Origin of the sequence: Streptomyces sp. HP-A2021, from assembly GCF_022807935.1 — a bacterium.
In the GTDB taxonomy this organism is placed as follows: domain Bacteria; phylum Actinomycetota; class Actinomycetes; order Streptomycetales; family Streptomycetaceae; genus Streptomyces; species Streptomyces afghaniensis.
This window is the reverse complement of sequence record NZ_CP094344.1, coordinates 9,333,022-9,356,696: the sequence shown is the minus strand read 5'-3', so window position 1 is coordinate 9,356,696 and position 23,675 is coordinate 9,333,022. Positions and strand designations below refer to the sequence as shown.

The window sequence follows — 23,675 nt, the reverse complement described above, 5'->3', positions numbered from 1 at the left end:
GCGGACCGGCCGTCGCCACTCCGGCAGTCCACGGTACGCCCGGCGGTCACCGAGGGTATGGTGGCCGTCCCCGCCGGCCGGTTCCTCATGGGCAGCCAGCACGCGCTCTCCTACCCGGCCGACGGGGAAGGCCCGGTGCGCACGGTGTATGTCGACGCCTTCCGGATCGACGCCTGCACGGTGTCCAACGCCCAGTTCGCGCGCTTCGCCACTGACACCGGCTACCGCACCTCGGCCGAGCGCACCGGCTGGTCGTTCGTCTTCGCCGGGCTGCTCCCGGACGACTTCCCGCCCACCCGGGCAGTGGCGGCGGCGCCCTGGTGGCGGCAGGTCGAGGGCGCCGACTGGCGCCGTCCCGACGGACCGCACTCCACCTGGGCGGACCGGCCGGATCATCCCGTCGTCCACATCGACTGGGACGACGCCCGCGCCTACGCCGCCTGGGCCGGCAAACGCCTGCCCACCGAGGCGGAATGGGAACGCGCCGCCCGAGGAGGGCTGCACGCCAAGGTGTTTCCCTGGGGTGACGAGTTCGAGCCCGGCGGGCGTCCCCGCATGAACGTGTGGCAGGGCGACTTCCCCCACCGCCACCCCACTGCCGACGGCTGGTACGGCACCTGCCCCGTCGATGCGTACGAGCCCAACGGCTTCGGCCTGTACAACGCCACCGGCAATGTCTGGGAATGGTGCGAGGACCGCTTCTCTCCCTCTCCAACCGGACAGGAGCGCGTCGCCAAGGGCGGCTCCTACCTGTGCCACGCGTCCTACTGCCGCCGATATCGGGTCGCCGCGCGGCAGGGCCTCTTCCCGGACTCGGCAACCGGCAACGTGGGATTCCGGTGCGTCCTGGACATGCCGTGACCTCTTTCGACCCCATTACCCCGGCAACGGCGCGAGGCGCCCGGCGCACAAGGAGCAGCACCATGGCAATACGAACAGGAAACTGGCGTTCCGGCGCGACGGGGATGGCCGTACTCGGTCTCACCCTGACCGCCTGCAGTGGGGCGAAGATCGGCGACGACTCCGCCGCTGACGCCGGCAGTTCGGGCAAGTGCGGCACCTTCAACCTCGCGGTCAACCCGTGGGTGGGCTACGAGGCCAACGCGGCGGTCATCAAGTACGTCGCGGAGAAGGAACTCGGCTGCAAGGTCGTCACGAAGGATCTGAAGGCGGAGATCAGCTGGCAGGGCTTCGAGACGGGAGAGGTCGACGCCATCGTGGAGAACTGGGGCCACGAGGACCTGAAGAAGAAGTACATCGATCAGCAGAAGATCGCCGTGAACCTCGGCTCGACCGGCAACAAGGGCATCATCGGCTGGTACATCCCACCGTGGATCGCGAAGAAGTACCCGGACATCACCAGCTGGAAGAACCTCGGCAAGTACGCCGCCAACTTCAAGACCTCCGAGTCGGGCGGCAAGGGCCAGCTCCTCGACGGCGACCCGTCGTACCAGACCAATGACGAGGCCCTGGCGAAGAACCTCGAGCTGAACTTCAAGGTGGTGTACGCGGGCAGTGAGACCGCCCTGATCCAGGCCTTCCGGGACGCCGAGAAGAACAAGAAGTGGGTGATCGGCTACTTCTACGAGCCGCAGTGGTTCCTGTCCGAGGTACCGCTGGTCAAGGTCGACCTGCCCAAGCACACGGAAGGCTGCGACGCGGACAAGGCGAAGGTCGCCTGCGACTACCCCGTGTTCGACCTCGACAAGATCGTCAGCACGAAGTTCGCCAAGTCGGGCAGCCCTGGCTACAAGCTGGTGAAGAACTTCACGTGGGCCAACGACGACCAGAACACCGTCGCCAAGTACATCGCGCTCGACAAGATGACACCGGAGGCGGCGGCGAAGAAGTGGATCGAGGCGAACCCGGACAAGGTCAAGGCCTGGCTCGGCTAGACCAGTAGTTCCACATTCCGGGCTTCACGAAGGCAGGCGAGTGGCCAACATCGGTTTTTGACGACCGAGTTGGGCACCCGCTTGACCGCACAGTTACGGCAGCACGCGCCGCAAAGTGATCGCCGGCCGGTCCCCTGGTCCCGGTGGGTTCGGTGCTGTGGACCATGATGACGAGAGCAAGGCCCGTATTCGTCACGGCGAGCACTGCGCTCTACCGGAAGATCAGTCAGCAACCCCGGGTATCTCGCGCGTGCGGAAGCTCGAGAGGACAGAGCACCCAAATTACGTGATCTGGTGGGTCTCCGACGGCGTGAGGACGGGGTTTCCAGGCTGGAACACCTCCACGACCACGGCTCCGCACCGCACGTCTTCACCTTCCACCACTCGTTCGCCCCGGAGGGAACTCCGACCAGGGTCAATGGCATCGGGCCGAGGAGCGACCAGGTTCGCTGACGAGGAAGCCTGAACGACTGGATTCGCTGTCAGACGCCTCGAGTTGAATGACGGCGAACAGATGCGTCTACGCTGCGGCGGATCCGCCAGTATCTGGGCTTCGCCCTCTACCTCACCGGCCCCGGCATCTGACCCCGCAACACACACAACACGAGGCTCCACAGGCAGCCCCGAAGGATTGTCGGAGCCGACCACTAAGGACGAGAAGTGCGACGCCGGCCGGCCGGGGACAGAGTTCGGCGTCATCAACGCCTTCTGGCGCAGCGGCGGGCGCTGGCTGCTGAAAACCTGGACCCTGCCTGACCGGCTGACAATCGCCCTGGTAGGGCTGGGGGTCGTCGGGATCCCCGCACTGACCAAGATGTGCGGCCGTGCTGGTGATCGCCGTACTCGGTCTCGGCGCCGTCGCCCTACCGGCACTGAGCCTGGAACTCGGGCTGCCCGGAGACGAGTCCAAGTCGGTGGAGACCACCCCAGCGCCGTGCCTACGACCTGCTGTCGGAAGGCTTCGGCCCCGGCTTCAACGGCCAGTTGACCGTGGTCGTGGACACGTCGGAGTCCGAGGACACCCGGGCCACCACGGACCTGGTCGCCAAGACCGTACGGGGAGTGGACGGCGTCGCGTCCGTCGGTGAGCCGGTTCTCAGCCGGACCAAGGACACGGCCGTCCTCACCGCCGTTCCGCGGACCGCGCCGAACAGCGGCGAGACCAAGGACCTGGTGCACGCGATCCGGGGCTCGGTCTCCGGCGCCGAGGCGGGGACGGGCGCCGCCGTCCTGGTGACCGGCACGATGATCGCGTGTTCGCCGGGTTCATCGGGATGCACAGTCCGACCATCCAGACGATGGGCGCCGGTCTGGCCGTCGCCGTCGCCTTCGACGCCTTCGTGGGCGGATGGCGATCGCACCCGCGGTCCTGGCGCTGCTCGGCCACCGGGCCCGGTGGCTGCCTCGTATCCTGACTGTGTGCTGCCGAATATCGACATCGAGGGTGAGGCACGGAGCAGGCGAGTCCCGGCTTCGGCAACCGGACCGGACGCAGCGGAGCGGCGGCTCCCGGTCGGCGGGGGCTGAGCTGGCCATGACGAACACGGGGAGCGGTGGCCCGCGACCACGCGGCGCGTGGTGGCGGGAGGCGGCGCTCACGGCGACGGCGTTCGCGTTCTGTCTGCTCGGCGGGGTGATGCAGGTCGACGACACGCTGTCAGCGCCGCGTGCCGCCGCCTACATCATCGCCGTGGTGTCCTGTGCCGTGCTGCCTGTGCGGCACAGGACACCCCTGGCCGCCTTGGCGGCCACGACCGCGGTCGGCGTGCTGGTCACGCCCCTGGGCCTCCTCCTCACCCCGCTCATCGTGGCCCCCGCTGTGATCACCGCCTACTCCTACTCACTCACCGCGCGCACCGAACGGCGCGCGGCGAGCGCGGTGTTGCTCGCTTCCGTGGCTCTGGTCGCCTCCATCTCCTTGTCCGGGGATCTCTCGTGGAAGGACGCGAGCAGGATGGGAGTGGTGGCGGTGTTCCCGCTGGTGGCCGGCGTACTCGGTCACTCGGTGCGCAACCGGCGGGCCTACCTGGGGGCCGTGGAGGAGCGGGCCCGGCGGGCCGAGGAGAGCCGGGACAGCGAGGCGCGCCGGAGAGTGGCCGAGGAACGGGTGCGCATCGCCCGGGAACTGCACGACCTGGTGGCCCATCAGATCACCCTCGCCAACGCGCAGGCCACGGTCGCCGCCCACCTCTTCGACACCCGCCCGGAGCAGACCCGCAAGAGCCTCAAGGAACTCGTCGAAACCACCGCCGACGCGCTCGACGACCTGCGGGCCACGGTCGGTCTGCTGCGTCAGTCCGGGGACGCGGCCACGCCCGCCGAACCGGCGCCCGGGCTGTCCCGGCTTCCCACGCTCCTCGAGTCCTTCCGCCGCGCAGGTCTGGAGGTGTCGGTACACCAGGAGGGCACGGCCAGGCCGCTGCCGCCGGGAGTGGACCTCACCGCCTACCGCATCGTCCAGGAGGCCCTGACCAACGTGACCAAGCACGCCGGCACCGGCAGCGCCCGGGTCCGCCTCGTCTGGAACCGCGATCGCGTGACCATCACCGTCGCCGACGACGGCCGGGACGCCCGTACGGCGCCGACCGCGGCCACGGGACCGAGTGCGTCCACGCTGCCGGACCGTCCGCCCGGTCACGGTCTGATCGGGATGCGTGAACGTGCCGCCGCAGTCGGGGGGCACCTCTCCGCGGGCAGGCGTCCGGAGGGCGGTTTCCTCGTCTCCGCCCTGCTGCGCCTCCCGCCCGTCAAGGACACGACACGGAGCACCGACGAAGCCACAACCAACGGGGAGGGACGGATGGCTGACGGAACGACAGGCGACGGACGGACGAGCGACGGAGAGGCCAGGGACACGCCGTGACGCTCAGGGTGCTCCTCGCCGACGATCAGGCCCTGCTGCGCGGGGCCTTCCGCATGCTTCTCGACAGCGCCGGCGACATCACCGTGGTCGGCGAGGCCGGCGACGGCCGGGAGGCGGTGAGACTCACCCGGGAGCTGCGCCCGGACGTGGTGGTCATGGACATCCGTATGCCCGAGGTGGACGGTCTCACCGCCACGTCGGAGATCTGCGCGGACCCGGAACTGCGCACCAGCCGCATCCTGATCCTCACCACGTACGAGACCGACGAGTACGTCGCTCAGGCCCTGCGCGCGGGGGCCGGTGGCTTCATCGGCAAGGGCATCGGCGCGGAGGACCTGGCGGACGCCGTGCGTACGATCGCCGCCGGCGACACTCTTCTGTCCCCGGCGGCGACCCGCTCCTTGGTCGCCCGTTTCCTGGCCACGCCGGACAACGCCACGCCGCACCACGCCGAACAGCTCGCCGTGCTCACCCCGCGCGAACGCGAGATGGTGGCCCTGGTCGCGACCGGCCTGTCCAACCAGGAGATCGCCGAGCGGATGTTCCTCAGCCCTTTCACCGTCCGCGCCCACGTCCAGCGCGCCATGACGAAACTGGAGGCCCGCGACCGGGCTCAACTCGTCGTCATCGCCTACCGGACGGGCCTGGCCCACGCCGCCCCCGACGGTGGTACGGATCGCCTGTCGTAATCCGGTGATCGAGTCAGTCGGTCCCCGATGGCGCCCCCAGGCTCTCGGCGTCACCGGCCGCGGAGTTGGACGGCGCCGCTCCAGTCGGCGAGAGTCACGGCATCGGGGCGAATTCGGGCAGCGTAAGGGCTGAGTGGGCCGGTCGTGCTGTCGCCGAGGGCATGGTGACGAGGGCGCGCAGCATGGTGTTGCGTTGCTCCAGGGCTCGCGCTGTGGTGGGGAAGAGCGTGGCCGCACCGTTGTCGACCAGGGCCTGATTTATGGCTACGAACTCGCGCATGTCGCGTTCGTACGCGGCGAAGGCCGCAGTGTGGTCCCGGTTCGCGGCCAGGGCGTTGGCGAGCATGTAGGCACCGGCCAGTGCAAGGCTTGTGCCTTGTCCGGTAAGGAACGAGGGTGCGTATGCGGCGTCGCCGACGAGCGCGACGCGGCCGCTGGACCAGTGGGGCATGCGGATCTGACCGGCCGTGTCGAAGAAGAGGTCATCCGCGTCGCGCATGGCGTTGACCATGTCAGGGACCGCCCATCCCGCGCCTGCGAAGGTCGTGGCGACCAGGTCCCGCTGGGCGTCAGGGTGCCGGAGGGTATGCAACGGCGGTTCTGGTTGGTGGAAGTTCAGGAGGGCGTGCAGCTCGTCGTTGTCCCCGACGGCGTAGAGGGCCGCGGCTTTCCCCTGGGTGTTCCACACCATGACCTCGCGGGAGAGCCCGAAGGTGTTCGGCATGGTGAATATGGCGAAGCAGTAGCCGAGGTAGCGGTGGAATTGGTCTTCTGGGCCGAACAGGGACTCCCGGGTATGTGAGTGCATACCGTCGGCGCCGACCACCAGGTCGAACGTGCGCCGTTGCCCACTGCGGAGAGTGACGTCGACCCCTTGTCCGGACTGGTCGAGGGTGTCGATGGAGTCGTTGAAGAGGAATTCCACGTCGTCGCGCACCATCGTGTAGAGGATCGCGGTCAGTTCCCCACGATGTACCTCGAGGTCCTGTCCTTCGACCCCGCCTGCAACGGCACGCGGGGTGAGCGAGGCCACTTCACTGCCATCGGCGTTGAGGAAAGTGCAGCGCCGCGAGTCGATGTGCGCGTCCTGCAATTGCGGCAGTATCCCCATCCGCCGGACCACCTCCAGCGCGGTACCGCGGACGTCGATCGGGTAACCACCGTCGCGCAGTGCGCCTGCCTTCTCCACCACGGTGACCGCGAATCCGGACCGGTGCAGCCAGTACGCCAGTGCGGGTCCGGCGATACTTGCCCCGGAGATCAGAACATTGCGCTTCGCGGTAGTACCCACACCCATCGACAGGCCGGCCGGTGTCATGCCTGGACTCCTTTTTTCGTCATACGGACAACGAGAAGTGACAACGCGGCGACGAGGCCCGCCACGGCGAACCCTGTGGCGAAGGCCGAATCAGTCGGCCGGCCCGTCGTCGGCTCGGCCCCGGCGTCGAGGATCGCGCCGCCGACCTGGGCGCCCAGGGCGACGCCGATCACGCGAGTGACCACGAGCAAGCTGGTGGCGATGCCGATGTCCTTGGTCTCGATGGCGGTGGCGGTGCCGGCAAGCAACGCCGTGGTACCGACGCCCGCGGCGAACGCGGTCAGCACCTTCGCGAGGACGAGTTGCCATTCCGCAGTGTGCAGCGACGCCAGGGCGATCATCGTGGTCGCCGTGACGACGGTGCCCACGATGACCACCGCGCGCGGACCGAAACGCCGCGCCGCGATCCCGCCGACCGAATCGCTGACCGCCCCGGCGATGGCGCCGGGCAGCAGGAACAGTCCGATATCGGTGGTGCCGGCTCCGAAGCCGTAGCCGTCGGCCGATACCGCGAACAGCTGTGGGAGGAGAAAGAGCACCATCCCGGAGCTGGCGGTGATGACGAAGGTGAGCACGCATGCGTTCCACATCGCGGGCTTTGCCAGCATGCGCAGATCGACCATCGGCGAGGCTGCCCGGCGCTCGACGACGACCCATCCGGTCGCGAGGGCGGCCACGGCCACCGCCATGGCACCGACCGCGAGTGGCGGCACGCCGCCGTCCCTCGTCACCGTCACGAGCCCGAGCATGAACGCGAGCAACGTGCCACTCAGCAGAACCGTGCCAGGCCAGTCGATCCCGTCGCCTGATTGGATCGGCGGATCATGCGGCAGCAGCCGAGTCACGACCAACGTCGTGGCGATGATCGCGATCGTCGGCAGCGCGAACATCCACTGCCAGGACAGGCCTTCCGCGATCGGCCCGGCAAACACCATTCCCACCATGCTGCCGCCCGTGAACAGCGCGACGACCAGCCCGATCGCCGCTTGCGACTGTCCTGCCGTGAGGTGTTTGCGCACCAGGATGAAGGAGAGGGGCAGCGCACCCACCATGACGCCCTGCAATACCTGACCGAGCAACAAGACCGGCAGGTTCGGCGCCAGGCCGGCCATCAGACCACCGGCGGAGACCACGGCCATCAGCCGGACCAGCACCCGTTTTCCGCCGTAGCGGTCGCCGAGTTTGCCCGCGACGGGGGTGATGACCGCGCCGGTGATGAGTAATGCGTTGCCGATCAAAGCTCCTTCGGCAGGACTGATCCCGAGCTCATGTTGCAGCAGCGGGAGCGCAGGCTCCACCACTGACTGCAGGGTGCCGAGAGCGAGCGCCAGGATGCCGAGGGCGCTGATCGACAGCCAACCGATGCGGACCGGAGAGACCACGGCTTCGGGTACGGACGTCGTTTTCACCGGCGCTCGTCCAGCAGGTCGTACGCCTTCTGCGACTCGGTGGCGGGCGTGGAGAGGTCCTCTTCCTCCCCGGCCGGCGCCATGGCGGCGGCTGCGACGGCCAGCACCAGGGCACCCAGCCACAGGCCGCCCACGAGCCTGCGCCGCCGGAAAGCCCACTGTCCGATCCGGTCAAGGCAAGTTGCCATCGCTGATCACTCCAGACACCGCTAGGCAAGGGGAATGCGCGAGATTTCACGCGCCTCCAACCCTCCGCTCCAGCGCCGTGGCGGGCATCACCCCCCGTCACCGTCTTTCCCTGGTGCACCCGGACCAGCCAGTCACGTGTCCTGGTGCGTACGCACTACAGGCCGACTTGGGCCGGAGCGGGGCCTGAATTGGATCCACACCGGCCGTCCGAAGCACGGAGCGTCGAGCAGCAGCTGGACTCGGCGGCCGTGGCCGATCCGAGACGGCGACGGCCCGCAGGCACTCGCAGAATGCGCCAACGTCTGGGGCTTTCAGGCCGCTTTACCGATTGGCGGCCAGCACTGCCGCGAGGCCTTCTTGCAGATCTTTGACGAAATACTCGGGGACCTCCAGCGACGGGAAGTGTCCCCCACTCTCGGGCGTCCTCCATCGGACGATCTGTCGGTACCGCTCCTGTGCCCAGGGGCGCGGACACTTCTCGACGTCGCGGGGATACATGGTGAGTGCTGACGGGACGTCGACCCGCAGTTCGGGGTCCAGAGAGTTGTGGCTTTCGTAGTAGATGCGGGCCGCCGAAGCGCCGGTCCGGGTCAGCCAATACAGGGTGACGTCGTCAAGAACCCTGTCTTTGGAAATCGTCTCGAACGGGCTGTCTTCGGTGTCTGACCACTCGGCGAACTTGTCGAGGATCCAGGCGAGAAGCCCGACCGGTGAGTCGACGAGCGAGTAGCCGATGGTCTGCGGTCGGGTCGCCTGCTGCTTCGCGTACGCCGCGCGGTGGCGCCAGAAGTCGCGGGTTTCCTCGGTCCACTTGCGCTCGACCGACGTCAGCCCGTCCGTTGTCAACCCGGGCGGTCCCTCCGCGAACGTGGTGTGGATACCGAGAACGTGCGCCGGGAACCTGCCGCCGAGGACCGTGGTGATATTTCCTCCCCAGTCGCCGCCGTGGGCTACGAACGTGCTGTAGCCGAGCCTTCCCATCAGTTCCACCCATGCGGCCGCGATCCTTTCGGTTCCCCACCCGGTGGTGGCCGGCTTGTCGCTGTAACCAAAGCCTGGTAGCGACGGGACCACGACGTGGAACGCCGGAGCGTCTGCATCTTTCGGATCTGCCAGCTCGTCCACTACATCGACGAACCGAGCAATGCTGTCTGGCCAGCCGTGCGTCATGATCAGAGGAGTGGCATCGGCGCGCGCGGATCGGCGGTGCAGGAAGTGGATTCCCAGATCGTCAATGGTCGTGCGGAACTGGCCCATGCGGTTGAGGCGCTCTTCGAACGACCGCCAGTTGTACTCGGTGCGCCAGTAGTTCACGACATGGACGAGGTCGGCGAGAGGAACGCCCTGTTCCCATCGGCGAGGGCCGGGCGCGGCGCGACAGACCGTCTCGGCCTCCGGTAGTCGGGCCGCGGCCAGTCGAGCGCGCAGATCGTCGAGGTCAGCGTCAGTTGCGTGGGCTTCAAATGCTTGCACGTCGCTGGTTCGACGGGGCATGAGACCTCCTGGCCATTGTGGAAGCGGCTGCGAACTATCGCGAACCGGCTAAGACGGTTCTAGCAGGCCTCCATGTCGGCCTGCAACCAGCTAAGGTGGTTCCATGCGTTCTGGGTTTCCTGACTTCCGCCTCGGCAGCGTGCTGGCGACCAGCTTCACGGGGACTCTGTCGGAGCGTCACGGCGACGCCGTGGAGCGCATTCCCGTGCCGCAGCGACTCATCGACTGGCTGGCGGTGAACGGCCTCACCGTGGACTCCTGCACCCCTGCCCAGCTCGACCTCGCTCGGGAACTGAGGGAGTCGATTCACGCCGCCGCGACAGCGGCCGCGCTCCAGGACGCTCTCCCTGCGTCAGCTGTCCAGGTCATCAACGACTGCAGCGCCCAGGGCCGGGCCGCGGCCATCCTGACACCCGAGGGTGAGCGGCGATGGCGGCTCAGCTCGGCTTCCTGCGTGGAAGATGCCCTCGGCGTGATCGCCGCCGACGCGATCAGCATCATCGCTGGCGATCGAGACGGAAAACTGGCCTTGTGCGCATCGCCGACCTGCCGAGCCGCCTTCTTCGACACCAGCCAGAGTCGCACGCGCAAGTGGTGTGACATGAACACGTGCGGGAATCGTCAGAAGAAAGCGCGCTTCAACGCCAACCAGCGCAAAACCCCCAGATCAGCGGATTGATCGTTGCCGAGCAGCCCGCTTTCGATCTCGATCATTCTGGGTGTCGCCTGCCGATGGGCTCAGAAGGCCGGTGCTGCCTGCTCGGCGGCCTGACTCTGGCGCCGCGCACCGAGCACGGCTTCCCTCAACCGTTCCTGAGCCATCGTCAGGCACGCGTAGACCGCTCCTTGTGCCGTCGACAGGCCGATCCGATGCGGACCCGTCCTGATCTCCGGCACCGCCGGAAGGCTCTGGCCGAGCCGCTCACGCACCTGAGGAAGGACGACGTCGACGAGCGGGCGCAGCCGGCCCACGAAGTAGACCGACTCCGGGTCGAGCGTCACCGCGACGACACTGACAGCGGTCACGATCGCCGTGGTGAACGCCTGCAGCACCTCGGCGTGCGGCGCTTCGGTGTGCGGTTGCAGCCAGAGATCCTCGACGCGCTCCAGGTCGAGCCCCCGCTTGCGAGCGAACCGGAGCAGACCCCTGGTGCTCAGCAGCTCGTCGAGGTTCTCGTCGCCGACTCCGCAGGAGAGCACACCGATGTCGCCGAACGCGGGTGTACTTCCCCGGGCGAGCTCGTGATCCGTGCAGCTGGCGAAGTTCAGTATGGTGCTGACGCTGAAGAGCGCGGCGTTCCTGATGGTCGCGTCGTCGGTGAGGATTCCGAGCAGGGACGCGTTGGCATCGCTGTCGAGGAGCACGGGGGCCTCGACAAGGTTCTCGACGGCCTGATGGAGGCCTGATCCCGCGAAGATTTTCATCGACTCCGCGGGGCCGAAGATCTCCGTGCCACCCCGGACCCGGCCGGGCACCGCGGCGACGATCTGACGCAGAGGACCTTGCGCAGACCGGGCGGCCTGCGCGATCAGGTCGACCAGCCATCGCGCGGCCTCCTCGACCTCCTGGTGATCGGCGGTGGGCACCGTCACGTGCTGGATCTCACGCCCCCTCAGGTCGGTCACCAGCACACCGGTGGTCTGGGCGCCGAAGCTGACACCGGCGACGTGACCGGTCGTGCGGGGCAGGTCCAGATAGGTGGAACGGCGGCCGCGGCCGGTGATCTCGTCGACCCCGCCGTCGACGACGAAGCCGTCGGCACGGAGCTCCTCCACAGCTCTGGACACGGTGGCCTTGCTCAGGCCCGTCAGCTCGATGAGCTTGTTCCGCGTCAAGGGCGCGTGAGAGAGGAGCACGTCGAGGACTGATGCCTTGTTGTAGTCGCGTGAGGTCGGGTTGGTCACGTGATGACCATAGCGAGCCCGGTGCGCCGACCGGGCAGGGACCGCTTTGGGCGGTACGCCCAAGGGTTTCGGCGCGGTGAGAGGTGGTCGTTTCGACGGATCTGTCGTTCCCGCCTGGGCGCGCTCGAAGGGGTCCGTGTCGGCGTCTTCCGCCTCGCCGGACGGTTCTCGACTCATCTGTCATGCACTCCGCAGGGTTTCCGAAGCACTCCAGGAGCGCAGCACCACGTCGCGGCGAAGCCTGGAAGCCGGGGCCGACGACCAACTGACTGCCGGAACGACCTCGACGTCGCCGGGTCGCCGCCCCTCCTTCGGGACGGCTTGACCGCATACCGCGAGCATACCAGTATTAGTTTCAGGCTGGAACTGCAACAAATACTGTTAAGGTCCCAGCCCAGCAGCGAGCACCTTCCGACGTGCCTGACTCACGTACCCCCAGAGCGGCTGACAGCAATGGCAGGAGAGAGCAGCGACATGAAGTTCACCCCCTACTGGCTCGACACCGCTCCCCAGGGTCCGGACCGCTCCCGGACCGACATCGGTGGACACGTCGACGTGGCGGTCATCGGGGCCGGCCTGACCGGCCTTTCGGCGGCACTGCACCTGGCGCGGAAGGGCGCGAACGTGCACGTCTTCGAGAAGGACACGGTCGGATTCGGCGCGTCGGGCCGCAACGGCGGCATGGCCACCACGGGCATGTCGATCGGCTTCCGCTCCGCGGTCTCCCGTTACGGCTTCGATACCGCGAAGGCGTACCTGCTGGCCTATCACGACGCGGTCGACACCATCGAAACCCTCGTCAAGGAAGAGAACATCGACTGCGACTTCGCCCGCACGGGCAAGCTGAACCTGGCGTCCAAGCCGGCTCACTTCGAGGGTCTGCGCAAGACCCACGAGATCATGTCCGGCCGGCTCGGGCTCGAGACCCACCTGGTACCCAGGAGCGAGCTCCACTCGGAGATCGGTTCCGACTGCTACCACGGTGCACTGGTCGAGGCCAGGAGCGCGGGGCTGCACGTCGGTAAGTTCACCAAGGGGCTCGCAGAGGCGGCCGCGCGGATCGGCGTGACGATTCACGAGAAGGCTCCGGTCGAGCAGGTCCGGCGGCTGGGCGGCACCAAGCACGAGGTGGTCACGGCGCGCGGTACCGTCCGGGCCGATCAGGCGCTCGTCGCGACCAGCAGCTACACCGGCCGGCCGTTCCGCTGGCTCCAGGTCAGGATCGCGCCCGTCGGCAGCTTCATCATCGTGACCGAACCGCTGGGCAAGGACGTCTGCGACCAGATCATGCCGACCCGGCGGATGGCGTCGACGTCCATGAACCTGCTGAACTACTTCCGGATCACCCCGGACCACCGGTTGCTGTTCGGCGGCCGCGCCCGGTTCGCGATGTCCGGCCCGCAGTCGGACGCGAAGAGCGGCCGCATCCTGCACAAGGCGATGACCGAGGTCTTCCCGCAGCTCACGAACGCGCGCGTCGACCACTGCTGGGGCGGCCTGGTCGACATGAGCATGGACCGGATGGTGCACGCCGGCGAGCACGACGGGCTGTTCTACTCGCTCGGCTACTCCGGCCACGGCGTCCAGATGGCGACGCACATGGGCAAGCAGATGGCCTCGTACATGAACGGGACTCCGGCTGCCAATCCCTGGAGCGACCTGCCCTTGAAGCGGATTCCGGGCCACTTCGGCCCGCCGTGGTTCCTGCCCTTCGCAGGCGCCTTCTACAAGTTCCTGGACATCATCAAGTAGGCATGGGGTGGAGACGCTGAGCACCCGCGGGGACCACTGCGGAGCTCCCCCGTGCTGGTCTCATCGGGGGCCCGGTCGGCAACCGCCTCCGGGCCCTGGCGCAGCCGCACGCCTCCTGCTTCGATGCTTTCCGCCGGCTTCCTGGTGCGGACGCCAGTGATGCCCTCGCGTTCCTTGGACGCATCACATGATGCGGGCGGTGGGCGAAGCCGCCCGGATCGACCACCTCCCCCGTGACCGAAGCATCCGCGCCCGCCCAGCACCTCACGGAACCCCTCGCCCCGCCGCCGATCAACCAGGACACACCCGGGCCAGCCGGTCGGGGTGAAGGCTGGCGCGTCCTGGAGGCCGTGGCCGAGTACCAGCTGGTCACCGTCCTGGAGACGCCAACGATCTTCGGTACCTTCAACGACGAGGACAAGGTCCTGCGCCACGCCAGCGACACGCCCTTGGGTCTCATCAGTTACGTGCGTCTTCGCCCTGGGGCTGGACTGCGGCCTGCGCGTCAGCGAGCATCTGCAGACAGCCTGAACACCGGCCTCGCTCCAGCCCCTCAGCCCCGCTCGGCGGGTCAAGCAGTTCGGGCCGGCCCCACTCCCCTCCCCCTGCGTCCCCTCTCGCGCATGGATGGACCCGCCCCAGACACCCAGGCACCCGTGCCCTCCCGCGCACGCGGAGCGGCCCGCAGGTGCCCCTGCAAGCCCCTCAGAAAAGTTTCTAGTTTCAGATTGGAACTGGAATAAATGATGGTATGGTTTCGGCCAACACAGCGAGCAACCCGGAACAGACTGAAGGTGTGCCTGCCGATGACTTCGACGCTGAGTCGGGCAATCGCCCACTACCCCAACCGGTTCGACCCCGGGGTACTGAGCGAGCTCCCCGAACACCTCCGAGAGACCATCCAGCGCCGGAACGAGGTGCTGGGCCCTGGCTACACACTGATCTACAGGGAGCCGGTCGAGTTCGTCTCCGGTCACGGCGCCCACCTGATCGACCGTGACGGCAACGACTACCTCGACGCCTACAACAACGTCCCCTGCGTCGGTCACGCCCACCCCCACGTGGCCGAGGCCGTCGCCCGCCAGATGACGGCGGTCAACACCAACACGCGCTACGTCCAGGAAGCACTCGTCGACTACGCGGAGCGGCTTCTCTCGACGTTCCCCGAGGAGCTGTCCAGGCTGAGCATCGCGTGCAGTGGCTCCGAGGCGAACGACCTGGCCGTGCGGGTGGCGCGGTTCCACACCGGCGGCGAGGGCATCATCGTCACCCGCTGGGCCTACCACGGCGTCACCCGGGAGGTGGCGAGCTTCTCACCGACCCTCGGCGCGGGATCACCACTGGGCCCGAACGTCCGGCTCATCGATCCGCCGGACCCGCGCCTTGCCGCGCCCGGTTCCACGCTCGACGAGCACATGCGGCAGCAGGTGCGCGGCGCGATCGACGACCTCGAGCGCCACGGCTACCGCCTGGCGGCGCTGATCACCGACTGCGCCTACAGCAGCGACGGCATCTTCACGGACCCGCCCGGCTACATGCAGGCCGTGGTGGAGGAGGTGCACGCGGCCGGTGGTGTCTACATCGCGGACGAGGTCCAGTCGGGATTCGCCCGGCTCGGGGACTCGATGTGGGGCTTCAGCCGCCACGGCGTGCTGCCGGACATCGTCACCATGGGCAAGCCGATGGGTAACGGAATGCCGATCTCGGGTGTGGTCTTCCGCCCCGAGGTCTGCGAGGAGTTCGGACGCAACGTCCGCTACTTCAACACCTTCGGCGGCAGCTCCATCCCCGTGGCCGCCGGCGCCGCGGTGCTGGACGTCTTCGAGAAGGAGAACGTGCAGCAACGCGTCCTGGAGAACGGCAACGCTCTGCGCGCGGGACTGCGGGAGATCACCAAGGACTCCCCCTACGTCGCCGAAGTCCGCGGCGCCGGTCTCTTCGTCGGCGTGGAGATCGTCAAGGACCGGGAGACCCTCGAACCCGACCGCGCACTTGCCGAAGACGTCATCAACGACATGCGCGATCGCCGCATCCTGATCAGCGGCACGGGCACGTCGGCGAACACGCTGAAGATCCGCCCTCCGCTGGCCTTCGACTCCGCCGATGTGACCCGATTCCTGGAGACCTTCGCCGAGGTCGCGAAAAACCGTCTGTGACAGGCCGGCCGAAGGGACTGACCGTGACCACCTCACCAGCTGCGAACCATGCTCAGCGGCTCCTCGAGGAGAGCGGCCTGACGTCGTCCCACGAGCCCATCGACGTGATGCTGGTGAGCATTCTCCTCGAGGAGCACTACCGCCTCACCGGGCGCTTGGGGCGACTGGCGACCGAGAAGGACGACACGTTCCAACTCGGCACCGACTCGAGCACCTACCTCGTGAAGGTCTCACCACCTGACGAGACGGAGGCCGTTGTCGCCCTCCAGACCGCCGCGATGCGCTACCTCGAAACCACCGCTGCGCACCTGCCCGTCCAGCGGGTGAAGCTGACCGCCGGCGGAGACGACCATGTCACGATCAGGCTGAACGACGGCAGGACCCGAGTCCTGCGGGTGTTCGACTTCGTCGAAGGCCAGGTCCTGGCCGATGCGAACCCGGACGCGGAGCGGCTCGCCAAGGCGGGCGAGATGCTGGGGCTGATCGACGTGGCGCTCAGACCGTTCACGCACCCGGCGGACCGACGAGGTCTGGCATGGGACATCCAACATTTCCACCAGATGACCGAACTGGTCGACCACACGCCGAGCCCCGAGCACCGCCAGTTGGCCCGGTCGATCTTCCGGCTCTTCGGCGAAAACATCGTCCCGAGGCTGGGCGATCTCGAAACGCAAGTGCTCCACGGCGACTTCAGCCCCTACAACATCGTGGTGGACCCAAAGAGCGATCACTTCGTCACCGGAGTCATCGACTTCGGCGACACCGTGCGCAGCGCGGTGATCTTCGACCCCGCCGTTCCCATGGCGAACCTGCTCGGCAGGACGCCGGATCATCCCTGGCGGGACGCCTGCGCCTTCGCTGCCGGCTACCAACGAAAGCGGCCGATCCAGGCCTCGGAACTTCCGCTGCTCCCGGTTGCCGCGTTGGCACGGCTCACACTGCGTGCGCTGATCACGAACTGGCGCGCGGAGCGCGCACCCGAACGGCGCGAGTACCTCCTCGGCCACGCCAAGGACGACTGGATCAATATCGAGCGTTCCTTGACCGTGAGCCTGGACGACGTCGTCGCGCACCTCAGGGAAGCCCGTCACGGGCATTCCTGAAAGCCAGTCCCGAACATGTGCAGTTTCCCATGACATGACAGGAACATCCTCATGCCCATTCCCTCGCTCCAGTTCCGCCCGAAGTACGTCTCGTTCGACTGCTACGGCACGTTGATCGAGTACCCGATCACGCCCATCACGCATGAACTCGTCGGCGACCAGATCCCCGCCGAGCACTGGGACCAGTTCGTCCGGGAGTTCCGCGGCTACCGCTACGACCAGGTCCGCGGCAAGTACTACCCCTACGAGCAGGTGCTGCAGGACTCCTTCGAGCGGGTCTGCCGCAAGTGGGGTGTGAAGGCGGCACCGGACGCGGGCAAGCGGTTCGCCGACGGCGTCCGCAGCTGGGGCCCCCACCCGGACGTCGTGGAGCCGCTGAAGAAGATGGGCGAGAACTACAAGCTCGTGATCCTCTCCAACGCCGACGACTCCTTCCTCGCGGAGAGCGTGCCCCGCCTGGGGGCGGACTTCCACGCGGTCTTCACCGCGGAGCAGGCCGGCTACTACAAGCCCCGCTACGCCGCGTTCGAGTACATGCTCGACCAGCTCGACGCCTCCCCCGAGGACTTCGTGCACGTCGCCTCGCACACCCGCTACGACCACATGTCGATGCACGACATGGGCTTCCGCAACCTCATCCTGCTGGACCGCGGCTACGACCCCGTGACCCACGGCTACGACTACGTGACGGTGAAGTCCCTGGACGAGCTCAACACCATGCTCGGCATCTGACCCGAGACAACACCCGTCCCGCACGGCACACACCCCGGTTTCTCCCGCGGTTTGTGTTTGCCGTGCGGGACAAGAATCCGGTGCCTTCCGCACCTGTGTGACAGAGTCACCGCGGGCTCCGGCGGCAAGCAAAGCGACAGGAAATACGCTGTCGCGTCATAGCCGCTGTTTGATAGCGCGCGAAACACCGCTGCACATGGCAGCGTTCTCTCCTCTCTCCCCGGTCTCGCGCGGCACCCTCATCAGCCCCGAGCTGTCCTGGCCACGCTGCCGACCTCGCCCCAGAACCTCAAGAACTGCCCGAAGGCCCCGGCTGCTTCTACCCGCCCACCGTCCTCACCGGCATCACCCCCGACGCCGCCATCAACGACACCGAGGTCTTCGGCCCCGCCGCCCCCTTCGGCGGCGTCAAGCAGTCCGGCCTCGGCCGCGAAGGCGGACGCGTCGGCATCAACGAGTTCCTCGAGTACAAGTACATAGCCGTCCCCGTGGCAGACGGCAATCGGCCGGTGGGGGACGTCAGGCCGGGCGGACCGCGCCCTTGATCGCCGACTGGCCGGCGAAGAACACCGACTCCTCACGGATGAGCGCTCCGGGGCCCGGGGCATGAATCATCATGCCGTCGCCGCTCCAGATGCCGACGTGGCCGAGGTCGTCGTGGAAGAAGACCAGGTCTCCGACCTGGACGTCAGCGAGCGAGACCTGCACCCCCGCTCCCCACTGGTCCTGGATGGTCCGGGGAAGCGTGACGCCGACAGCCTTCCACGCGGCCTGGGTCAGACCGGGGGCGTCGTACGATCCCGGCCCGACCGCGCCCCATACGCAGGGCCGACCGATCTGCGCTCGGGCGAAGGCGACCACTCGCTCGGCCTGGGTGCTGTGGCCGGCGTCCTGCGGCAGCCATGATCCACCGTAGACACCGGGTGAGAAGGCGGTGGAGGGAGTTTCGCGTGCCGTGAAGGTAACCAGTTCCGCCGGGGCGGCAGCCGCGGTCGGCGCAGCGGGGGCGGGTGCGGTGGCCGGCTCGGCGGGCACCGCCGGACGAGGGGCCGCCAGGGCAGGAGCAGAGATGCTCGGCAGACCAGCACCATAGGTCGCGGTGGTGCCGTCGGCCGGTGGGCCGGAGGTGTAGTAAGCGGTGAGATCGGCTGAGAAAGCCGTGGCGTACGGTGCGGTCGCGCCGCTCGCCGGATCGGCACCGTACGTCTCCATCCCGCCTGTTGGAGGATCCGCATGGTGAGTACCCACGCTGGGGTGCGGGACGGTGGGCAGCGCCGCGGCGGACTGCGGGCCGGGCAGTGGGCCGGACTCCGGGGCGGGCGCTGGTGCGGGCTCGTACAGCGGCCGCGCCGGCTGGTCGCCGAGGGCCGGCTGCGCGTCGGCCTGCCAGGCGCTCTCGTCCCGACGGGACTCGCCTGCCGCAGCCGGTGCGACACGCTGGTCGGGGAGCTCCGGGAGAAGTCCAGTGGCCGGGGCCTGAGCTGATCCGCCGGTCAGCTCCCACGCAACACCGGTGGGCGCCGGGGGCGCTTCGAGAGCGCGGGGTTCCGCGGGACGTTCCGCCGGGCGCATGGGTCGTACCGCCTGGGGCGCGCGGTCGGGACGGGCCGGCAACCTCCTGTCCGGCTGCGACGCCGGCACGGTCGGGCCCAGTTTGGCACGGGCAGCCTCGAACCACTGTCGGGCAAAGGTTCCGACCGCGGGCTCCCTGTCCCCCTGGGACCGGCTGCGGGCGGCCGCGCCCCGCTGGCGCGGGATCGCAGCGGCGCGGGTCGCGTTGAAGGTACCCGTGTCGCTCTCTGCCCGGTCGTAGAGGCTGTCGATCAACCGCCGAACCTCGTCAGGGCTCGGCTCCTCGCTCTCACTCACCAACGCGGGATCCAGCAGTCTGCGAGAGCCGGGCCTGGACGGTGAAAGCCGCCGGGGCAAGGGAGTTGGTCCTGTCCGCGAAGTCGGTCGCTTCGGGGCGCGAGGTTCGTTCCGACGCCATGGATAAGGGCGCTCCTTCCGTCCGAGTGCACGAAACCACCTGCCTGTCGGAAGAAGTCGTGCACGCAGTGGTCAACTTAGCCAACTTGTGAGCCTTCCGTGAAGATCGAAGACCGAAACGTCCTATATGCTTCTGTGATCTTCACCTCGCATTCGCACCCCGCAGACAATCCACCTCACAGGTGCAGAACTTGGACCGCATTGGGACATCGCGGGTGACTGAGTGAGCGTCAAGAAAGGTGGTGGCCACGGCGGGCGGAACGAGGCGTGGTCTGGGCGGCTACCGGCGGCGACAGCAGAACTCTGCATGAGTGGGACGGGGAAAGGCGCGGGAGACGACGTCGAACCCGGCTCGCTGCAGCATGCCCTCGACGATCCAGGTGTAGGTGGAGAACTCCTCCCGGACATGGGCTTCGAAGTCGGCCCTGGTGAAACCCTCGTTGGCCGGGCGGCCCGCTGTATCGATCCACTGCTGCAGATGTGCCTCTGCGCTGGAGGGCTCGAAACTGAAGATCACGTCCCACAGGTAGAAGGACCCGCCGGGACGGAGCATCCCTGCTGCGTTGAGCAGTGCCTGCTGCTTCCAGAAGTCCGGGAGCTGGTGCAGGGCCGACTTCGTGGTGACCACGTCGGCGAGAGGGCCCTGGTGGGCGTAGTCGACCTGGATTCTCGCCAGCCGGACATCGGCGGCTGCGGCCTGAATCACCCGGTGGTCGAACACATCACGAGTCATCGGGACAACATAAGGCGACGGTCCGACACCGGGATGGCGCCGGGACAGTGCCCCGGTCGCATCTGCTGCTGACGACCAACACCGTGGGTACAACTTGAGATCGACCAGCAGCAAAGCTGATGGCCACGGCAGCGACCCTGACCATCGCGGCCCTGAGGCCTGAGCCGGGCAAAAGAACATTACTGACTGGGAACAACCGGCTCCTCTTGTCCGTACCATCTCTCACCAAGGCATCTTGCGGCGCATGCGGCGTCCCCACATGCCAGGAAAGGTTCAACACCATGCCCGAGACAACGGCTCCCGCCACTGAACTCGCATCGCAGTACATCGCCCAGGTGACAGGCGACCTTGAGGCAAACCTCAAGGAGCAGGAACGCATCGGTGCGGAAATCGCCTCCCTTCAGGAGCAGCTTGCCGCTCTGCAACATGACCACGGCGTGCTGGTGAGCATGCAGCAGGCACTCGGCATCACACAGGCGCCGACCGGGTCTGCAGCCGAGCCCAAGAGTGCGTCGGTGCCCTCCCCACGACGGAACAAGGTCGGCACTGCGGCCGGCGGGAAGCAGAAGGCGCACAAGTCACCTGCCGCGCCGGCGAAGAAAACAGCCCGGAAGCCGAAGGCCAAGACGGCGGACACCACAAAGACCGCCGAGCCCACCCTGGTCGAGCTCATTCGGCGCCACCTCGCCGAGCAGACGGAACCGCGTTCCGCTGCGGAAATCTCCACAGCGCTCGGCCAGGCTCACCCCGATCGCGACATCGCGACGAAGGTCGTGCGCGTCACCCTCGAGGGGCTGGTGGCCAAGAGCAAGGCCGAGCGCACCAAGCAGGGAAGGTCCGTCTTCTACAGCGCGCCTGGGCCGAAGCCGACGGCTGCGCCCGAAGCTGAGGCACAGCCCGAACCCACCGAGAGCTGACGGCAGGAGGCACAAGGTATTGCCCTTCCCGACCCGCCGTGCTTAAGGTCACCCCGTTTGTCGAATCGATTCGATTGGTTCGACCGAGCCCAACGGGGCCCAAGACGGGCCCGGGTGGAGGTGGGGATGACCACGATCAAGGACGTCGCCGAGCGCGCAGGCGTCGCGCCGAGCACCGTGTCGTACGTTCTGAGCGGGTCGCGCAAGATCTCCGAGGACACCCGGCGCGCGGTGCAGGCCGCGATCGACGAGCTCGGATACCATCCGCGCGCGAGTGCCCGTACGCTGCGCAGCGCGCGGACCCGGGTGCTCGCGCTGGCCGCGCCGCGCGTGCCCGGGGCGTACCGGGCGATCGACGGGCGATTCGCGATCGACGTCACCGACGCCGCCCGTGTGCACGGGTACGACGTGCTGCTGATGACGGACGGCGACGGCGTCGGTGGGCTGCGCCGGGTGGCCCGCAGCAGGCTCGCGGACGCCGCGGTGCTGATGGCGGTCGAGGACCGCGACCCCCGTGTCGAGGTCCTGCGCGAACTGGGCTTCCCCGGGGCGCTGCTCGGTCATGACGATCACGCGGCGCTGCCCTGGACCGACCTCGACTGGGAGGCCGCCGTCGCCCTCGCCGTGCGCGAGACCGCCGCGGCCGGCCACCGGCGGATCCTCTTCCTCTCGTCGGCCGAGCACGAGGTCGCCGCACGCCGCGGCTATGCCCTGCACGGCCTCGACGGCGCCCGGCGAGCGACCGTCGAGACCGGGGCCGACGTCCGCGTGATCCCCTCCCACCGCGACCCGGACGTCCTCACGGGGCGGCTGAGTGAGGCGCTGACCGCGCGGCCCGTCCCGACCGCGCTGGTCGTCCAGCACCTGATTCTCCTCCCCCGCCTGCTGGATGCGGTGGCGGCGGCCGGGTTGCGGGTCCCCCACGATCTGACCGTCGTGCTCGTCGGCAGCCTCCCGGACGAGATGGGCATCCGGCATCTGCCGCGGATCGATCTGCCCGTCGCGGAGATGTCCACGGCCGTGGCCCGGCTCGCCATCGACGCGATCGGCTCCGGCCGCGACGACCGGTCATCGACTTCGCGGGAGCCCTTCGCGGCACCTGTCTCGAGCATGCCCTCCGGCGCTCCGCACCACCTGATCCAGCCGCGGATGGCCGGGCCCGTCATCGCCCCGCCGTCGCCCGGCTGAGCACTCGGACCGCCCGTACGGCACGGCCGGCGACGCCCCATCGCCGGACACCGCATGTCCAGAGCCGCACATGTTACGGAGGACCAGCCTTGCCGTTCTCAGCAGGACGCATCGGAACAAGACGCGGACGCGTTCCCGCGCTGGCCGTCACCCTTGCCTGTGTCATCGTCGCGCCGGGGCTGACCGGCTGTGCTGCGCAGCCCGACCCCGGCACCGTCACCGTGCTCAACTCGGCGACCGACACCGCCGAACACACCGCCAACCAGCGGTTCTTCGACCGCTGCGGCAAGCCGCTCGGCCTGAAGGTCGAGCAGGTCAGTGTGCCCGCCGACCAGATCGCCTCCAAGGCGCTGCGGATGGCGTCGTCCGACTCGCTCACCGACATCCTGGAGCTCGACGGCTCGGAGCTGCCCCAGTTCGCGCAGACCGAGGGCCTGCGGCCGCTCGACGAGGTCGGGGTCGACACCTCCGGCCTCTCCGCGAGCGCGAAGTCCCTGGGCTCATACGACGGCACTCAGTACGGCATCGCCCGTTCCGTCAACTCCCTCGCGCTGATCTACAACACCAAGCTCCTCGAGGACGCGGGTATCGCCGTGCCCACCACCTGGAAGGAGCTGCGGGCCGCCGCGAAGAAGCTGACCGCGGGCGACACGTACGGCATGGCCTTCAGCGCGAGCCCGAACGCGGACGGCGTCTACCAGTTCCTTCCCTTCTTCTGGTCCGCGGGCGGTGACGAGGCCGAGATCGACAACGGCAAGGGCGAGGCCGCCCTCCAGCTCTGGAAGGACCTGGTCGCGGACGGCTCCGCCTCCAGGTCCGTCGTCAACTGGAACCAGCAGGACGTCAACGACCAGTTCGTCGCCGGCCGCGCCGCCATGATGATCAACGGGCCGTGGCAGGTGCCGGTCCTCAGTGCCCAGAAGAAGGTGGACTGGGCGGTCGCGAGCATTCCGGTGCCCGAGGCGGGCAAGCCGGCGGTGCCGCCCATCGGCGGCACCGTCATGGCCGTACCGAAGAACGACGAGGACCCGGCCCGCGAGAAGAACGCCGGCAAGGTCCTGAACTGCCTCAACTCCGAGAAGAACCAGCTGCAATGGGGCGTGTCGGTCAACAACGTGCCCACCCGCGCCACGGCCGCGCAGGCGTACGCGAAGCAGAACCCGAAGCTCGCCGCCTTCGCCGAGCTCGTCACCACCGCCCGCTCCCGTACGGCGAAGGTCGGCACCGGCTGGCCGGTCGTCGGCGACGCGCTCGCGGGCGCCTTCCAGTCCGTGCTGACGGGCCGGACCAGTCCGGAACAGGCCCTGCGCCGGGCCCAGCAGCAGGCTTCGGCGGGGAAGTGA

The 23,675-nt window shown here is 68.1% G+C and carries 19 protein-coding genes and 4 pseudogenes; 16 read left to right on the top strand and 7 right to left on the bottom strand.

All coding sequences use genetic code 11. The features are described from left to right. Positions 1 to 57: 57 nt before the first annotated feature. The 6 genes and pseudogenes from MQE23_RS42115 (at position 58) to MQE23_RS42090 (ending at position 5,447) form a co-directional block, all read left to right on the top strand. The gene (locus tag MQE23_RS42115; protein WP_020272740.1) at positions 58 to 861 is read left to right on the top strand and encodes a formylglycine-generating enzyme family protein; all 804 of its coding nucleotides are present in this window, start codon (positions 58 to 60) and stop codon (positions 859 to 861) included. 62 nt (positions 862 to 923) lie between these two features. After that, the gene (locus tag MQE23_RS42110) at positions 924 to 1,895 is read left to right on the top strand and encodes an ABC transporter substrate-binding protein (protein WP_243382076.1); all 972 of its coding nucleotides are present in this window, start codon (positions 924 to 926) and stop codon (positions 1,893 to 1,895) included. A gap of 262 nt (positions 1,896 to 2,157) precedes the next feature. Next, positions 2,158 to 2,348 (top strand): annotated as a pseudogene (locus MQE23_RS42105) (DUF3291 domain-containing protein); the annotation flags it as partial. 368 nt (positions 2,349 to 2,716) lie between these two features. Further along, positions 2,717 to 3,422: pseudogene (locus MQE23_RS43715) on the top strand (MMPL family transporter); the annotation flags it as partial. Between the two features lie 7 nt (positions 3,423 to 3,429). After that, positions 3,430 to 4,758 (top strand): histidine kinase, encoded by a 1,329-nt coding sequence (locus MQE23_RS42095; RefSeq protein ID WP_243382073.1) that lies wholly within the window; start codon positions 3,430 to 3,432, stop codon positions 4,756 to 4,758. Continuing rightward, on the top strand, positions 4,755 to 5,447 hold the full coding sequence (locus MQE23_RS42090; RefSeq protein WP_037669325.1) for a response regulator transcription factor: 693 nt from the start codon (positions 4,755 to 4,757) through the stop codon (positions 5,445 to 5,447). The genes MQE23_RS42095 and MQE23_RS42090 overlap by 4 nt, the downstream gene beginning before the upstream one ends. A gap of 94 nt (positions 5,448 to 5,541) precedes the next feature. Here MQE23_RS42090 and MQE23_RS42085 read toward each other — a convergent pair whose 3' ends face one another. From MQE23_RS42085 to MQE23_RS42070, 4 genes are all read right to left on the bottom strand, one after another. Next, positions 5,542 to 6,765: an FAD-dependent monooxygenase gene (locus tag MQE23_RS42085; RefSeq protein WP_243382071.1), complete on the bottom strand. Its 1,224-nt coding sequence runs from the start codon at positions 6,763 to 6,765 to the stop codon at positions 5,542 to 5,544. Continuing rightward, positions 6,762 to 8,174 (bottom strand): MFS transporter, encoded by a 1,413-nt coding sequence (locus MQE23_RS42080; protein WP_243382069.1) that lies wholly within the window; start codon positions 8,172 to 8,174, stop codon positions 6,762 to 6,764. The genes MQE23_RS42085 and MQE23_RS42080 overlap by 4 nt, the downstream gene beginning before the upstream one ends. Next, a complete protein-coding gene (locus MQE23_RS42075) occupies positions 8,171 to 8,362 on the bottom strand; it encodes a hypothetical protein (protein WP_243382067.1) in 192 nt (63 codons plus the stop codon). The genes MQE23_RS42080 and MQE23_RS42075 overlap by 4 nt, the downstream gene beginning before the upstream one ends. Before the next feature lie 322 nt (positions 8,363 to 8,684). After that, positions 8,685 to 9,857 carry an epoxide hydrolase family protein gene (locus MQE23_RS42070; RefSeq protein WP_243382065.1) on the bottom strand — a complete coding sequence of 391 codons (1,173 nt, stop codon included), beginning with the start codon at positions 9,855 to 9,857 and terminating at the stop codon, positions 8,685 to 8,687. A gap of 103 nt (positions 9,858 to 9,960) precedes the next feature. On the opposite strand from MQE23_RS42070, the gene MQE23_RS42065 reads away from it, so the two are divergent. Beyond that, the gene (locus MQE23_RS42065) at positions 9,961 to 10,536 is read left to right on the top strand and encodes a CGNR zinc finger domain-containing protein (protein ID WP_037669329.1); all 576 of its coding nucleotides are present in this window, start codon (positions 9,961 to 9,963) and stop codon (positions 10,534 to 10,536) included. Between the two features lie 59 nt (positions 10,537 to 10,595). Here the strand turns inward: MQE23_RS42065 and MQE23_RS42060 are convergent, their stop codons facing one another. Next, positions 10,596 to 11,762: an ROK family transcriptional regulator gene (locus MQE23_RS42060; protein ID WP_243382063.1), complete on the bottom strand. Its 1,167-nt coding sequence runs from the start codon at positions 11,760 to 11,762 to the stop codon at positions 10,596 to 10,598. A 474-nt stretch (positions 11,763 to 12,236) separates the two neighbouring features. Between MQE23_RS42060 and MQE23_RS42055 the strand changes: the two genes are divergently transcribed. From MQE23_RS42055 to MQE23_RS42035, 5 genes and pseudogenes are all read left to right on the top strand, one after another. Beyond that, the gene (locus tag MQE23_RS42055; protein ID WP_243382062.1) at positions 12,237 to 13,514 is read left to right on the top strand and encodes an FAD-binding oxidoreductase; all 1,278 of its coding nucleotides are present in this window, start codon (positions 12,237 to 12,239) and stop codon (positions 13,512 to 13,514) included. An 806-nt stretch (positions 13,515 to 14,320) separates the two neighbouring features. Beyond that, complete coding sequence (locus tag MQE23_RS42050) at positions 14,321 to 15,670, top strand: aspartate aminotransferase family protein (protein WP_243382060.1); 1,350 nt, start codon at positions 14,321 to 14,323, stop codon at positions 15,668 to 15,670. A gap of 107 nt (positions 15,671 to 15,777) precedes the next feature. Next, positions 15,778 to 16,773 carry a phosphotransferase gene (locus tag MQE23_RS42045; protein WP_243382941.1) on the top strand — a complete coding sequence of 332 codons (996 nt, stop codon included), beginning with the start codon at positions 15,778 to 15,780 and terminating at the stop codon, positions 16,771 to 16,773. 51 nt (positions 16,774 to 16,824) lie between these two features. Continuing rightward, positions 16,825 to 17,505 (top strand): haloacid dehalogenase type II, encoded by a 681-nt coding sequence (locus tag MQE23_RS42040; RefSeq protein ID WP_243382058.1) that lies wholly within the window; start codon positions 16,825 to 16,827, stop codon positions 17,503 to 17,505. Between the two features lie 299 nt (positions 17,506 to 17,804). Then, positions 17,805 to 18,050, top strand: a pseudogene (locus MQE23_RS42035) (aldehyde dehydrogenase family protein); the annotation flags it as partial. Here MQE23_RS42035 and MQE23_RS42030 read toward each other — a convergent pair. Continuing rightward, positions 18,025 to 18,396: pseudogene (locus MQE23_RS42030) on the bottom strand (C40 family peptidase); the annotation flags it as partial. The pseudogenes MQE23_RS42035 and MQE23_RS42030 overlap by 26 nt on opposite strands. 345 nt (positions 18,397 to 18,741) lie before the next feature. Here MQE23_RS42030 and MQE23_RS42025 point away from each other — a divergent pair. Then, complete coding sequence (locus MQE23_RS42025; protein ID WP_128092558.1) at positions 18,742 to 18,990, top strand: hypothetical protein; 249 nt, start codon at positions 18,742 to 18,744, stop codon at positions 18,988 to 18,990. A 784-nt stretch (positions 18,991 to 19,774) separates the two neighbouring features. On the opposite strand, the gene MQE23_RS42020 is transcribed toward MQE23_RS42025, so the two are convergent. Further along, positions 19,775 to 20,227 carry a class I SAM-dependent methyltransferase gene (locus MQE23_RS42020; protein ID WP_243382057.1) on the bottom strand — a complete coding sequence of 151 codons (453 nt, stop codon included), beginning with the start codon at positions 20,225 to 20,227 and terminating at the stop codon, positions 19,775 to 19,777. Positions 20,228 to 20,508: 281 nt separating this feature from the next. Here MQE23_RS42020 and MQE23_RS42015 point away from each other — a divergent pair, with 281 nt between their 5' ends. The 3 genes from MQE23_RS42015 to MQE23_RS42005 all read left to right on the top strand — a co-directional run bounded on the left by MQE23_RS42015 (position 20,509) and on the right by MQE23_RS42005 (position 23,675). Further along, positions 20,509 to 21,144: a hypothetical protein gene (locus MQE23_RS42015; protein WP_243382056.1), complete on the top strand. Its 636-nt coding sequence runs from the start codon at positions 20,509 to 20,511 to the stop codon at positions 21,142 to 21,144. Between the two features lie 126 nt (positions 21,145 to 21,270). Then, positions 21,271 to 22,332 (top strand): LacI family DNA-binding transcriptional regulator, encoded by a 1,062-nt coding sequence (locus MQE23_RS42010; RefSeq protein ID WP_243382054.1) that lies wholly within the window; start codon positions 21,271 to 21,273, stop codon positions 22,330 to 22,332. A gap of 89 nt (positions 22,333 to 22,421) precedes the next feature. Then, positions 22,422 to 23,675, top strand: a complete 1,254-nt coding sequence (locus MQE23_RS42005; protein ID WP_243382052.1) for a sugar ABC transporter substrate-binding protein — start codon at positions 22,422 to 22,424, stop codon at positions 23,673 to 23,675.